Origin of the sequence: Pseudonocardia sp. CA-107938 (genome assembly GCF_050936315.1) — a bacterium.
Classification (GTDB): Bacteria; Actinomycetota; Actinomycetes; order Mycobacteriales; family Pseudonocardiaceae; genus Pseudonocardia.
In genome coordinates this window covers 1,851,099-1,863,468 of the sequence record NZ_JBNJNA010000001.1, presented here as the reverse complement: position 1 = coordinate 1,863,468, position 12,370 = coordinate 1,851,099, and the positions used below count along the sequence as shown (strand labels likewise).

Below are 12,370 nucleotides of genomic sequence, written 5' to 3'. Positions count from 1 at the left end.
TCCCCCCGGTGAACGCACTCTGTCTGCCGCCGGCCGATCGGCGAACCGTGGTGGCATGACCACTTCAACCAGCACCGACCGCGTCGCCGTCGTCACCGGCGCCTCCCGCGGCATCGGGCGCGCCGTCGCCCTCCGGCTCGCCGCGGACGGCGTGGCCGTCGTCGTCGGCTACGCGGGCAACCACGAGGCCGCCGACAAGACCGTCGCGGAGATCATCGCCGCGGGCGGCCGCGCCGTCGCCGCGGCGGCCGACGTCGCGGACGAGACCGCCGTCGCCGCCATGTTCGACGCGGCCGAGCGCGAGTTCGGCGGCGTCGATGTCGTCGTGCACGCCGCAGGCCGGATGGCCCTCTCCCCGCTCGTGGACCTCGACCTCGCCGAGTTCGACGCCATCCAGCGCACCAACGTGCGCGGCGCGTTCGTCGTCGCCCAGCAGGCGGCGCGCCGCGTGCGTCGTGGCGGCTCGATCGTCGTCTTCTCGACGTCGGTCCTCGGCCTCGCGTTCCCCGGCTACAGCGCGTACGCCGCGAGCAAGGGCGCTGTCGAGGCACTGCCGCTGATCCTCGCCCGCGAGCTGCGCGGCCGCGACGTCACCGTCAACGCCGTCGCCCCCGGCCCGACGGCCACCGACCTGTTCCTCGACGGCAAGGACCAGGAGACCATCGACCGCCTCGCCGCCCAGCCGCCACTGGAGCGGCTCGGCCTGCCGCAGGACATCGCCGAGGTCGTCGCGTTCCTCACCTCGCCGGCCGGCCACTGGGTCAACGGACAGCGCGTCCGCGCGAACGGCGGGATCGTCTGATGGCCGCGGTCCTCATCACGGGCGCATCCAGCGGGTTCGGCAACCTGTCCGCGCGGGCACTGGCCCGGGCCGGTCACACCGTGCACGCGGGCGTGCGGGAGAGCACGGGCCGCAACGCGCCGGCCGTCGCCGAGCTGCACGAGCACGGCGTGCACGCCGTCGAGATGGACGTGCTCGACCAGGCGTCGGTCGACGCCGCCGTCGCTGCGGTGGGTCCGGTCGACGTCGTGGTCCACAACGCCGGGCACATGGTGCTCGGCCCGGCCGAGGCGTTCACCCCCGAGCAGCTCGCGCAGCTGTACGACGTCAACGTGCTCTCGACGCAGCGCGTCAACCGGGCCGTGCTGCCGGCGATGCGCGAGCGCGGCTCCGGTCTGCTGGTGTGGGTCGGGTCGTCGTCGACCCGTGGCGGGCACCCGCCGTTCCTCGCCCCGTACTTCGCGGCCAAGGCCGGCATGGACGCGCTGGCCGAGAGCTACGCCGCCGAGGTGGCGAAGTTCGGCATCGACACGACGATCGTGGTGCCGGGTGCCTACCCGTCGGGCACGAACCACTTCGCACACGCCGGCCACCCCGCCGACACCGGGCGGGAGGCCGCGTACGACGGCGCGTACGGCGCGCTGCGCCAGGAAATGCCGGCCCGCCTGGACGGGCTGTTCCCGGAGGGCCGGACCGCCGACGAGGTCGCCGAGGAGATCGTGCGCGTGGTCGGGCTGCCTGCCGGGAAGCGCCCGTTCCGGGTGCACGTGGACCCGAGCCGGGACGGCAGCGAGGTGGTCTCGGCCGTCTACGACCGGATCCGCGCCGAGTTCTACCGCCGCATCGGCATCGCCGAGCTGCTGCCCGCATCCGCATCGCTCTGATCACCGAAGGAGTCACCATGCCGTTCGCCAACTTCAAGGTCCCTGCCGGCACCGTCACCGCCGAGCAGAAGCAGGAGATCGTCGAGGAGGCCACCGAGCTCTACGTACGGATCTACGGGGAGCGGGCGCGGGCCACCACGCTCGTCCTCGTCGAGGAGGTCGTCGACGGCGGCTGGGGCATCGGCGGGCACGTGCTGACCGCCGCGATGCTCGCCGATCAGCCGAGCAGCAGGTCGACGTAGACCAGGTTGGTCACGACATGGATCGCGACGATCACCCAGATGTTGCGGTAGCGGGCCCACAGCACCCCCTGCATCAGCCCGAACACCCCCTGCACGGCGAGTGCGCCTGCCACTCCCGTCGCGATGCCGGCGGTGTTGGCCAGGATGTGGCCGACGTGCATGGCGGCGAACAGCAGGGCCTGGCCGACCACCGCCGGGCCGACGCCGATCAGCCGCTCCAGCCTGGTCTGCAGCCACGCCCGGTAGAAGAACTCCTCCAGCACGCTCGCCGTGAGCAGCGTGACAAGCGAGACCACGGCGAGCGTGACCGGGTCGGGCAGTTGCTGGGTGAGCGGCACGGCGAGCGGGCCGACGTGCGAGGTCAGGAACCAGGCGAGTGCGGCGGCGCTGGGCGCGGCCCACACGAGCGGGCGCGGCACGGTGCGGGCGACCGGACCCGTGCCGCGCATCAGCCGGAACGCGGCCAGCGGCGCCACCAGCAACAGCCCGACCTTCAGCAGGGGGTAGGCCAGGTCGCCGGGCACCGCGAGCACGGAGAGCGGGAACGCGACCGCGAGGCCGACGAGGACCAGCGCCTCCCGGCGCAGCTGGTCTGTGGGCACGCCGTCGAGCACGACGGGCCGCGCGTGCGGGGCCACCACCAGCGCGATCAGGACGGCCACCAGCGCCGGGAGCAGCGCCCCGAGCAGCGACGGACCGGTGGCACCGGAGTCCGCCGAGCCCGTCACCTCGGTGGTGCCGGTGGCGAGCAGCCATCCGTAGGCGGCGGCGAACACGGCGAGTCCGGCGGCGGTGAGGATGCCTGTCGGGCCGGCGGTCCGTGGGCTGGTCGTGACCATGCACCGAGCATCGGGCCCGGCCGGGCCCGTGTCGTCAGTCCAAGGATTGATCCGCGGGTGGAGACTGGGCCGCGTGCAGATCACCCACTTCGGCCACTCCTGCCTGCTCCTGGACACGGGTGCCGCGCGCCTGCTGCTCGACCCCGGGTCGTTCTCCAAGGGCTTCGAGTCGCTCACCGACCTCGACGCGATCATGGTCACCCACCAGCACTTCGACCACCTCGACGCCGAGCGGCTGCGCCCGCTGCTGGACGCCAACCCGGACGCCCGGCTGATCGTCGACACGGGCACCGCGAGCCAGCTGGACGTGCCGCACGAGGTCGCCGAGCCCGGCACCACGCTGGAGATCGCGGGTGCCCGGGTGGAGGTGCTCGGCGGCGCGCACGCCGTCATCCACCCGGACATCCCGGTGATCCCCAACAACGCCTACCTCGTCGACGGCACGCACCTGCACCCCGGCGATGCGTTCGTGGTGCCGCCGCACCCGGTCGACGTGCTGTTCGTGCCGTCCGGGGCGCCGTGGCTGAAGCTGGCGGAGGCCGTCGACTACACCCGCGCGGTCAACCCGCGCACGATCGTCCCGATCCACGAGGCGGTGTGGGCGATCCTGCAGCTCCCGTACGGGCTGCTGGACAACCTCAAGCCGGAGAAGAGCAGGTTCCAGGTGTTGGACCGCGAGGTCGCCACCGCGCTCTGACGCCGATCAAGGGCAAAAGGGCGCCCTGAATCGATCAGGAAGCCACCTTTTGCCCTTGATCGACACCCACCCCCGCATACGTGAGCGGGGCCGCGCCCAGCGACCGCGCGAGGTCGACCGCCGCCAGCGCGGCCGTCACCCGCTCCTCCCGGCGCAGGTCCTTGGCCCGCACGTTGATCCGCACCAACCCGCCGCGGCGCGCGGTGCGACCCACCTCGGCCAGCAGGAGCCGCGCCCGCCAGGCCTCGGCCGCCGCCCGCCCGTCACCCAGGGGCCGGGTGCCTGCGGCACGGAAGCCCAGCACCCGGGAGCGGACGCCGCCGGCCGGCTCCCGCAGCAGGCGTACGGCGGTCTCGTCGGCCAGCACCCGGAAACCCTGCTCCACCAGCGCCTCGACGGTGCCTGCCGACGCGAGCCAGCGCGGTGGCACGAACACGTCGGTGCGCAGACCCAGGGCCGTCAGCGCCCGCCGGGCGGCCGTGAGCCGCAGGCCGGCCTCGTGCCGCGGGAGCGCGGCGAACTCGGCGCGGCGACCCACCGTCGGCATCGCCGGCGCGACGACGTGGTCGTACCCGTGCAGGACGAGCGCGTCACCGGCAGCGCGACGCTGCCGCACCCAGCTCACCAGCGGGGACTCCGGCAGGAGCCCGGCCGGCCGCAGCAGCTGCGACACCGGCACACCGCGGGCGGCGAGCTGGTCGGTGAATTCGACCGCCCGCTTCAACGAGTCGTCACCGAGCCCGGACAGCGAGACGATCAGTCGTGAGGCCACGCTGCCATCAGGCCATACGCGGGTGAACTACCAGTCGCGCCCGGTGATCCGTTCGTAGACCTCGACATAACGGTCTCGGGTCGCCGTCACCACGTCGGCCGGGATCTCCGGGCCGGGCGGCGTGCGGTCCCAGTCGAGCCCGGCCGACCAGTCGCGCACGAACTGCTTGTCGAAGGAGAACTGCGGCCCACCCGGCGCCCACCGGTCAGCAGGCCAGAACCGCGACGAGTCGGACGTCAGCACCTCGTCGGCCAGCACGATCGACCCGTCGGGGGCGAGCCCGAACTCCAGCTTCGTGTCGGCCACGATGATGCCGCGCTCGGCAGCCAGCGCCGCGCCCCGCGCGTAGACGGCGAGGGTGAGCTCCCGTAGGCGAGCTGCCGTGTCCGCGCCGACCAGCGCCTCGGCATCGGCGAAGGTCATGAACTCGTCGTGCTCGCCGACCGGCGCCTTCGTCGTCGGCGTGAAGATCGGCTCGGGCAGCTTCGAGCCCTCGACGAGCCCGTCGGGCAGCGCGACCCCGGAGACGGCACCGTGCTTCTCGTACTCCTTCAGCCCCAGCCCGGCGAGGTAGCCGCGCGCGATGCACTCGATCGGCAGCATCTCCAGCTTGCGGCAGCGCAGCGCCCGTCCGGCGAACTCGGCCGGCACGTCGGTCGCCGACAGCACGTGGTTGGGCACGTCGGACAGCTGCTCGAACCACCACAGCGACAGCTGCGTGAGCAACGCCCCCTTGTCCGGGATCGGCGTGGGCAGCACGACGTCGTAGATCGAGAGGCGGTCCGACGCGACGAGGATCAGGTCCTCGCCGTCCTCGTACAGATCGCGGACCTTGCCCTGGTGGACGAGCTTCACAGCGTGGCTCCGGGGGTGTAGGCGGCCGCCTCCGGCGAGGCGTCGACGATCACGGCCGCCCGCCGGACGACCTCGGCGACCTGCGCGGTGGCGGCGCCGGTGAAGGCGAGCGGGTCGGACAGCAGCCCGTCCAGGTTCGGGTTGCCGAGGCGCTCGTCGGCGGCCAGGCGGGCCAGCAGGTCGTTCTCCGCCTGCCCCTTCTCCCGCATGGCGAGCGCGACGCCGACGGCGTGCTCCTTGATCACCTCGTGCGCGGTCTCCCGGCCGACGCCATGGCGCACCGCGGCCATCAGCACCGAGGTGGTGGCGAGGAAGGGCAGGTAGCGGTCCAGCTCGCGGGCGATGACGGCCGGGTAGGCGCCGAAGTCGTCGAGCACCGTCAGCATCGTCTCGAACAGCCCGTCCAGCGCCAGGAACGCGTCGGGCAGGGCAACCCGGCGCACCACCGAGTCGGAGACGTCGCCCTCGTTCCACTGGCTGCCGGCCAGCTCACCCACCATGCCGGCGTAGCCCCGGAGCAGCACCATCATCCCGTTGACGCGCTCGGTGGAGCGGGAGTTCATCTTGTGCGGCATCGCCGAGCTGCCCACCTGGCCGGGCCGGAAGCCCTCGGTGGCCAGCTCGAACCCGGCCATCAGCCGGATCGTGGTGGCCAGCGACGACGGGCCGGCGGCCAGCTGCAGCAGCGCCGAGACGACGTCGAGGTCGAGCGAGCGCGGGTAGACCTGGCCGACGCTGGTGAACACCGCGGAGAAGCCCAGGTGCTCGGCGATGCGGCGCTCCAGGTCGGCCAGCTTGGTCGCGTCGCCACCGAGGAGGTCCAGCATGTCCTGCGCGGTGCCCATCGGGCCCTTGATGCCGCGCAGCGGGTAGCGGGCACGCAGCTCGTCCAGGCGCTGGATGGCGACGAGCAGCTCCTCCGCGGCCGACGCGAACCGCTTGCCGAGGGTGGTGGCCTGCGCGGCGACGTTGTGGCTGCGGCCGACCATGACGAGCTCCGTGTACTCGGCGGCCCGCCGCGCCAGCCTGGCCAGCACGGCGACGGCCCGGTCGCGCACCAGGTCGAGCGAGAGCCGGATCTGCAGCTGCTCGACGTTCTCGGTGAGGTCGCGACTGGTCATGCCCTTGTGCACGTGCTCGTGGCCGGCCAGCGCGCTGAACTCCTCGATGCGCGCCTTCACGTCGTGCCGGGTGACCCGCTCGCGCGCGGTGATCGACTCCAGGTCAACCTGGTCGACGACCCGCTCGTACGCCTCGACCACGCCGTCGGGCACGTCGATGCCGAGCTCACGCTGGGCCTTCAGCACCGCGATCCACAGCTGCCGCTCCAGCACGATCTTGCGTTCGGGCGACCAGAGGTGGACCAGCTCGGGGCTCGCGTAGCGCGCGGCCAGCACGTTGGGGATCACGTTCGCACAGGTTACAGCGGTGCTCTACAGACGTGAGGCCAGCTCGGACGCGATCCGCCCCAGCTCGTCGGCGTACGGCGCCGGACCGTCGCCGGTGCTGCGCACGCTCACACCGACCGTGCCGCCGGACGCCGTCGTCGCCGTGGTGCCGCTGGGCGTGCCGCCGCCATTCGGGGAGAAGACGACGGTGAGGATGCCCGTCTTGCCGTCCTTGGTGATGCGGACGTCCAGTGCCGAGTCCCCGTTCGACCGGCACGACTGCGACCCGCCCGACGCCTCCGGGACCACCTCGCTGACGATCGCGCTCAGGTTCGGGGCCTGCCCGGCCTGGCAGCCCTGCGCCGGCGGAGGGTTGCCCCCGGCGCCGCCGCCCTCGGCCGGCTGCGGCTCCGCCGGCTCGTCCCGTGGTTTGACGCCGCCGCCGTGCCCAGCACCGTTGTCCGGCTTCACCCCGCCGCTGCCCCGGTCGTCGCGCGCACCACCGCCGGTCGGTGCGGGAGGCGGCGGGGGTCCGCCGTCGCCGGGCGGCGGAGCCTGCGGAGCCGGTGATGGTGCCGGAGCCTCCTTCGGTGCCGGCTGCGCCGGCGCCGCCGAGCGGGCACCGGCGGAGGGCGCAGGAGCAGGTGCGAACAGCTCGCTGGATGGTGCCGCCGGGGCCGCGGCCGGCGCGGTCGTCGGGGTGCGGGGTGCCTCCGCAACGGTCGACGAAGGGCCGTCGGCACCGCTCAGCATCGGCAGGACGGCGGCCGTGCCGAGGCTGGCGATCAGCACCAGCCCGGTGGCGCCCGCGGCGATCATGCGGTTCCGGCGGGTGATCCGGTGGGAGCCGGCGAGCACGTCCGAGTGGTCGAAGGCCGGTGGCGGTGCGTCCTGGACCGACGCCGCCGCACGCATCAACGCCACCAGCTTGTCGCTGCCGTCGATGCCGTCGAGCTCGTCGTTCATCCCGCCACCTCCTCTCACCCAGCCGGACGCAGGTCGTCGAGGGCGTCACCCAGCGAGGACCGCAGCGCCTCCAGACCGCGCGCGGTCTGGCTCTTGACCGTTCCTTCCGAACATCCCATGGCCTTGGCCGTCTCTGCGACGTCCAGGCCTTCGAAGAACCGCAGGACCAGCACGGCGCGCTGGCGCGGAGGGACCGTCCGCAGCCCGTCGACGAGCACCTGGCGCGTGGCCATGGCGTCGGCGGCGGGCGGGATCGCGATGACGTCGGTGTGCTCGGCCGTGGAGCGCTCGCGGCGCCACGGTCGACGTGACTCATCGATCACCGAACGCGTCAACGTGCGACGCATCCAGCCGTCCAGCGCCCCGGGGTCCCGGATCTTGCGCCAGTTCCGGTGCAGCGCGACGAACGCGGCCTGGGCATGGTCATCGGCCTTGTGCCAGTCGCCACACATCATGTACGCCGTCCGTCGCACCATCTCGCGCCGAGCGCGGAAGTAGTCGGCGAACTCCCGTTCGCTGGCCTCATCCACGCGGCCCGGTCCTCCTTCCGATGCTCAGACGGCAGCTGCGGGACATACGGTTGCACGGGCCTTGCGGCGTACCCCTAACGGGCCAACGCTGTGACCTTTCCGTGACCCTGACGCGACCAGTTCGTCGCTGGATGGTTGAATCGGAGACTGTGCGAACCCCGTCCCGTTCCCGGCGTGCGAACGCGGACCGCCCGATCGACTTCCGATCCGACACCGTCACCAAGCCGACCAAGCAGATGCGCGCCGCCATGGCCGCGGCCGAGGTCGGCGACGACGTCCTCGACGGGGACCCCACCACGCGGGAACTGGAGGAACGGGTCGCCGACCTGGTCGGCGCATCCGCCGCACTGTGGACGCCGTCCGGCTCGATGGGCAACATCATCGCGCTGATGAGCCACGTCGGCCGCGGCGACGCGTTCCTCGCCCCCGCGGGCTCACACGTGCTCGACGACGAGCTGGGCGCGGCCGCATGGCTCGCCGGCGGCACCCCGCGCCCTCTGGAGCACGACGCCGGACCGGGCCGGGTGTCGCCCGCCGCCGTCCGTCGCGCCGCCGGCAGCCCGGGGCCCTACTTCGCGCTGCGCACCCGGCTGCTGTGCCTGGAGAACACCCACAACCACGCCGGCGGCGTCGTCACCCCGCCCGAGCAGCACGCGGCGGTCGTCGCGGCGGCCCGGGGCGCCAAGCTGGCCGTCCACCTCGACGGGGCCCGGCTCTGGCACGCCGCCGTCGCGCTCGGGGTGCCGCCGGGGGCGCTCACGGTGGGCGTCGACACGGTGCAGGTCTGCCTCAGCAAGGGCCTCGGAGCCCCGGCCGGCTCGCTCGTGGCAGGTACGGCCGAGTTCGTCGAGCAGGCCCGGCGGCTGCGCAAGATGCTCGGGGGCGGCATGCGGCAGAACGGCGTGCTGGCCGCGGCCGGCCTCGTCGCGCTCGACGGCATCGACCGGCTCGCCGAGGACCACGAACGCGCCCGCACCCTCGCCACCGGGCTGCGCGAACGCGGCTGGCAGGCCTCGGTGCCGGAGACCAACATCGTGCTCGTCACCGTCGCCGACCTGCGCGGCACGCTGCAGCGCTTCGCCGCCGCAGGCGTGCAGGTGGCCCCGATGGGCGGCAAGGTCCGCTTCGTCACCCACGCCGACCTCAGCGACACCGACATCAAGGAAGCCCTCAACCGCATCGGCGCCATCGACCGCGGCCGCCTCGAGGACCCGGGCACGGGACGGGCGCCGCTGAGCAGGGTCGGACGGGCGCCAGCACGGCCGACCGGTCGCTGACCGGGGAGGTTCGGTCCGGACCGGTGGGCGGGGGTGCTCGGTGATCAAGGGCAAAAGGTCGCTGCACAAGATCGATCAACGACGTTCTGCCCTTGATCACCGACGATCCGAGCGCAGCGGTGCCCGAGGCGGGCGCCCGGGCGTTGATCATGGGCAGAACGTCGTTGTTCAAGATCCACGAGCGACGTTTTGCCCATGATCAACGCAACGTCGCCCGACGGCCGCACCTGAGACGGGAGGCCGGGGTGACGGACCTTCGTGCGGTCTTTGGCTTCAACCTGCGCTACGCCCGCCTGGCGGCCGGTCCCAGCCTGTCGGCGATGTCTCGCCGCACCCACTACTCGAAGGCGCTGCTGGGCCACCTGGAGATCGGCAACCGGACCGTCCTGCCGGAGCACGTCACGGCGTACTCCCGCGCGCTGGGCGTGGCTGTGGGTCGTATCTTGGGCCCGGCGCTCGACCCTCTGCGAGTCGCCCATGAGTGGCTCGTCTCGGACAACGCGCTCCGCACCGAGTCCGCGGCTGGACGCAGGGTCGGTGGCACGCTCGTGAGCGAGCCGGAACGCCGGGTCGTCGAGCTGCGGGCACCTCGACGACATCGTGGGCGGCAACAACCTGTCACCGGTCGTCTCGGCCGAGCTCGCTGCTGCAGACGACGTGATCGGCCGCTGTTCGTACTCCGAGGCGACCGGGCGGCGGCTGTTCGCCGCCGTCGCCGACCTGTCCCGACTCGCCGGCTGGGTCGCGTCCGACGCCGCGCGCCACCTCGACGCGGAACGCATCTACCTGCCCGGTGTGACCGCGGCGGCCGCCGCCGGCGGCGTGCTGGCCGGGCAGCTGCTGTCGTCGCTCAGCTACCGGATCGCCGACGTCGGCGACCCGTCGGAGGCCGCCTTGCTCGCCCTGTCCGGCGTCCGGGGCGCGGACGGCGCGACCCCCATGGCCCGTGCGCTGCTGCTGGAGCGGGTCCAGCGCCCGTTCAACGGGCCGGGTCGGTGCGCCTGGCGTCGATCGACCGGCTGGTGGCCCCGGCTTGACGGCTCACGGCACTTCGTACGTCGGGAGCCACTTCGCGAGCCGATCGATCGCCTCGTGCACGTCCCCGGCCGATCCCGCGACGGAGAACCGCACCCACTGGTCGCCCTCGACGGGGTCGAAGTCGCGACCAGGCGCGATCGCGACGCCCGTGTCGTCCAGGATCCGGTAGACGAAGTCCATCGACGTCCCGGAGCCGGTCAGGTGGGAGACGTCGGCGTAGACGTAGAACGCCCCGTCCGGCGGCGCCACGCGGGTGATGCCGAGCCGGGTCAGCCCGGCGAGCAGCACGTCGCGGTTGCGCTCGTACACGGCGACGTGCCCGTCGACCTCCGCGATGCTCTCCGCGTCGAACGCGCCGAGCGCCGCGTGCTGGGGCAGCGCCGGCGGGCACACGGTGAAGTTGCCGGCGATCGCCCCGGCGGCGGTGAGCAGCCGCGGGGGCAGCAGCAGCCAACCCAGCCGCCAGCCCGTCATCGAGAAGTACTTCGAGAACGAGTTGACCACGATCGCCTCGCGCGAGGTCGCCCACGCCGTCGACGTCGCCGGCGCCCCGGCGAACGAGATGCCGTGGTAGATCTCGTCGCTGATCAGCTGGATCCCGCGGTCCGCGCAGTAGCTCGCCAGTGCCGCCAGTTCGGCGGGGTCGAGCACGGTGCCGGTGGGGTTGGCGGGGCTCGCCACGATCAGGCCGCGGACCGGCTCGTCCAGCGCCTCCAGCATGGCGACGGTCGGCTGGTACCGCGTCTCCGGCCCGCACGGCAGCTCGACGACCTCGCAGCCCAGCGCGGCCAGGATGTTGCGGTAGCACGGGTATCCGGGGCGGGCCATCGCCACCCGGTCGCCGGCGTCGAACGCGGAGAGGAACGCAATCAGGAACCCGCCCGACGACCCCGTCGTGACGAACACCTGCTCGGGTGCGACGACCAGCCCGTACCGCAGCTCGTAGTGGGCGGCGATCGCCTCCCGCAGCGCGGGGATGCCCGGTGCCTCGGTGTAGCCGAGCACCTCTCCGTCCAACGCGGCAGCGGCCGCCGCGCGCACCGGGCGCGGCGCAGGAGTGGACGGCTGGCCGGCGGACAGGTTGACGACGTCACCGCGCAGGCGCTGCCGCACGCCGGCCGCCGACCACACGTTCATCACGTGGAACGGCGGGATCCCGGCGCGGGAGGCCACCGCAAGACCCTGCGGCACGGAGGAGGAGAGGGGCACCCGGCCGACTCTAGGACGGACGCGATCGAGGCCGCTCCCGTGATTCGGGAGCGGCCTCGATGGAGGACCTGGCGGAGCGAGTCAGAACAGCGGGTTGAGCAGCCCACCCAGCAGACCACCGCCGCCACCACCCGAGTGGGACGAGGCGTTCTCGGCGTTGGACCGGCCGGAACCGCCCGAGTCGGACGACCCGCCCGAACCGCCGTCGTCGTGGTGCGAGCGCCCGGACGAGGAGGACGACGAGTCGTCATCGTCGTCATCGTCGGACGACGAGTCCGAGAAGTCCTCGTCGTCGTCCGAGTCGTCGTCGCTCCAGTCGGAGTCGTCGTCGTCATCGTCCCAGTTCGACGCGTCCTCGTCGTCGTCCGAGTCCTCGTCGCTCCAGTCGGAGTCGTCGGAGTCGTCGTCGGAGTCGCTCGCCTCCTGGTGCCAGCGCTGGACGTCCTGGACGTCGAAGCGGTCGAACGCGGCCGGGGAGAGTCGCGTCGGCAGCTCGGCGCCGCCGGCCAGCCCGGAGAGCAGGCCGGAGACGGACGACAGGCCGGGCAGCTGGGCGCCGCCGAGCAGGCCGTCGAGGGTCGCGCCGAGGTCGGGGAGGCCGAGAGCGGGCGAGGTGTCACCCACGGTCGAGTCGCCACTGTCGTCGACCAGCGGCGCGGCGCCGGCCGGGCCTGCAGCGGCGAACATCGCCAGCGGGGCACCGAGCACACCGATCGCGGCCCGACCGGCGATGCGGCTGGTCTTGCTCGGGGCGGCGTGCCGGGGTCGGTACTTCTTCGTCATGCGTGTCCTCTGAGTTTCTGGGGAGCGGCGCCGCGCGGGGCGACCACGCCGTCGGATATCGCGGGGAGCAACGACGCCAGGACATCTTTGGGGATTACGGGCGGTTCGT

Annotated in this window: 13 protein-coding genes; 5 read left to right on the top strand and 8 right to left on the bottom strand. The window is 73.0% G+C overall.

Going from position 1 to position 12,370, the window contains the following annotated elements; all coding sequences use genetic code 11:
- The first annotated feature begins 55 nt into the window (after window positions 1-55).
- Genes ACQEVB_RS09190 through ACQEVB_RS09180 form a run of 3 tightly spaced genes read left to right on the top strand, consistent with a single transcriptional unit; the run spans window position 56 to window position 1,907 of the window.
- Entirely contained in the window at window positions 56-802 is a 747-nt protein-coding gene (locus ACQEVB_RS09190; protein ID WP_432967460.1) for an SDR family oxidoreductase, read from the top strand.
- Window positions 802-1,665, top strand: coding sequence for an SDR family NAD(P)-dependent oxidoreductase (locus ACQEVB_RS09185; protein ID WP_432967457.1), 864 nt, complete (start codon window positions 802-804; stop codon window positions 1,663-1,665). Before ACQEVB_RS09190 ends, ACQEVB_RS09185 begins: the two co-directional genes overlap by 1 nt.
- Before the next feature lie 17 nt (window positions 1,666-1,682).
- Window positions 1,683-1,907, top strand: a complete 225-nt coding sequence (locus ACQEVB_RS09180; RefSeq protein ID WP_432967454.1) for a 4-oxalocrotonate tautomerase family protein — start codon at window positions 1,683-1,685, stop codon at window positions 1,905-1,907.
- Here the strand turns inward: ACQEVB_RS09180 and ACQEVB_RS09175 are convergent.
- On the bottom strand, window positions 1,883-2,746 hold the full coding sequence (locus ACQEVB_RS09175; RefSeq protein ID WP_432967451.1) for a lysostaphin resistance A-like protein: 864 nt from the start codon (window positions 2,744-2,746) through the stop codon (window positions 1,883-1,885). The two genes, ACQEVB_RS09180 and ACQEVB_RS09175, sit on opposite strands and share 25 nt — an antisense overlap.
- A 73-nt stretch (window positions 2,747-2,819) precedes the next feature.
- Between ACQEVB_RS09175 and ACQEVB_RS09170 the strand changes: the two genes are divergently transcribed.
- Complete coding sequence (locus tag ACQEVB_RS09170) at window positions 2,820-3,443, top strand: MBL fold metallo-hydrolase (RefSeq protein WP_432967449.1); 624 nt, start codon at window positions 2,820-2,822, stop codon at window positions 3,441-3,443.
- 34 nt (window positions 3,444-3,477) lie between these two features.
- Here the strand turns inward: ACQEVB_RS09170 and ACQEVB_RS09165 are convergent, their stop codons facing one another.
- The 5 genes from ACQEVB_RS09165 to ACQEVB_RS09145 are packed head-to-tail and all read right to left on the bottom strand — an operon-like array spanning window position 3,478 to window position 7,954.
- Window positions 3,478-4,215 carry a DUF2334 domain-containing protein gene (locus ACQEVB_RS09165; protein WP_432967446.1) on the bottom strand — a complete coding sequence of 246 codons (738 nt, stop codon included), beginning with the start codon at window positions 4,213-4,215 and terminating at the stop codon, window positions 3,478-3,480.
- A gap of 27 nt (window positions 4,216-4,242) precedes the next feature.
- Window positions 4,243-5,070 (bottom strand): phosphoribosylaminoimidazolesuccinocarboxamide synthase, encoded by an 828-nt coding sequence (locus tag ACQEVB_RS09160; RefSeq protein WP_432967443.1) that lies wholly within the window; start codon window positions 5,068-5,070, stop codon window positions 4,243-4,245.
- Window positions 5,067-6,479, bottom strand: a complete 1,413-nt coding sequence (gene purB / locus ACQEVB_RS09155) for an adenylosuccinate lyase (RefSeq protein WP_432967440.1) — start codon at window positions 6,477-6,479, stop codon at window positions 5,067-5,069. The genes ACQEVB_RS09160 and purB overlap by 4 nt, the downstream gene beginning before the upstream one ends.
- Before the next feature lie 24 nt (window positions 6,480-6,503).
- Window positions 6,504-7,424 carry a hypothetical protein gene (locus ACQEVB_RS09150; protein WP_432967437.1) on the bottom strand — a complete coding sequence of 307 codons (921 nt, stop codon included), beginning with the start codon at window positions 7,422-7,424 and terminating at the stop codon, window positions 6,504-6,506.
- A gap of 14 nt (window positions 7,425-7,438) precedes the next feature.
- Window positions 7,439-7,954 (bottom strand): SigE family RNA polymerase sigma factor, encoded by a 516-nt coding sequence (locus ACQEVB_RS09145; protein ID WP_432967434.1) that lies wholly within the window; start codon window positions 7,952-7,954, stop codon window positions 7,439-7,441.
- A gap of 149 nt (window positions 7,955-8,103) precedes the next feature.
- On the opposite strand from ACQEVB_RS09145, the gene ACQEVB_RS09140 reads away from it, so the two are divergent.
- Window positions 8,104-9,231, top strand: coding sequence for a threonine aldolase family protein (locus tag ACQEVB_RS09140; protein WP_432967431.1), 1,128 nt, complete (start codon window positions 8,104-8,106; stop codon window positions 9,229-9,231).
- A 1,041-nt stretch (window positions 9,232-10,272) separates the two neighbouring features.
- On the opposite strand, the gene ACQEVB_RS09135 is transcribed toward ACQEVB_RS09140, so the two are convergent.
- On the bottom strand, window positions 10,273-11,406 hold the full coding sequence (locus ACQEVB_RS09135) for a pyridoxal phosphate-dependent aminotransferase (RefSeq protein ID WP_432980250.1): 1,134 nt from the start codon (window positions 11,404-11,406) through the stop codon (window positions 10,273-10,275).
- A 153-nt stretch (window positions 11,407-11,559) separates the two neighbouring features.
- On the bottom strand, window positions 11,560-12,261 hold the full coding sequence (locus ACQEVB_RS09130; protein WP_432967428.1) for a hypothetical protein: 702 nt from the start codon (window positions 12,259-12,261) through the stop codon (window positions 11,560-11,562).
- Between the last annotated feature and the right edge of the window lie 109 nt (window positions 12,262-12,370).

Bases quoted from the DNA above. Each gene is read 5' to 3' on its own strand.
- ACQEVB_RS09190 (WP_432967460.1), top strand. From the start codon at position 56: ATGACCACTTCAACCAGCACCGACCGCGTCGCCGTCGTCACCGGCGCC.
- ACQEVB_RS09130 (WP_432967428.1), bottom strand. From the start codon at position 12,261: ATGACGAAGAAGTACCGACCCCGGCACGCCGCCCCGAGCAAGACCAGC.
- ACQEVB_RS09150 (WP_432967437.1), bottom strand. From the start codon at position 7,424: ATGAACGACGAGCTCGACGGCATCGACGGCAGCGACAAGCTGGTGGCG.
- ACQEVB_RS09185 (WP_432967457.1), top strand. From the start codon at position 802: ATGGCCGCGGTCCTCATCACGGGCGCATCCAGCGGGTTCGGCAACCTG.
- ACQEVB_RS09180 (WP_432967454.1), top strand. From the start codon at position 1,683: ATGCCGTTCGCCAACTTCAAGGTCCCTGCCGGCACCGTCACCGCCGAG.
- ACQEVB_RS09175 (WP_432967451.1), bottom strand. From the start codon at position 2,746: ATGGTCACGACCAGCCCACGGACCGCCGGCCCGACAGGCATCCTCACC.
- ACQEVB_RS09135 (WP_432980250.1), bottom strand. From the start codon at position 11,406: ATGAACGTGTGGTCGGCGGCCGGCGTGCGGCAGCGCCTGCGCGGTGAC.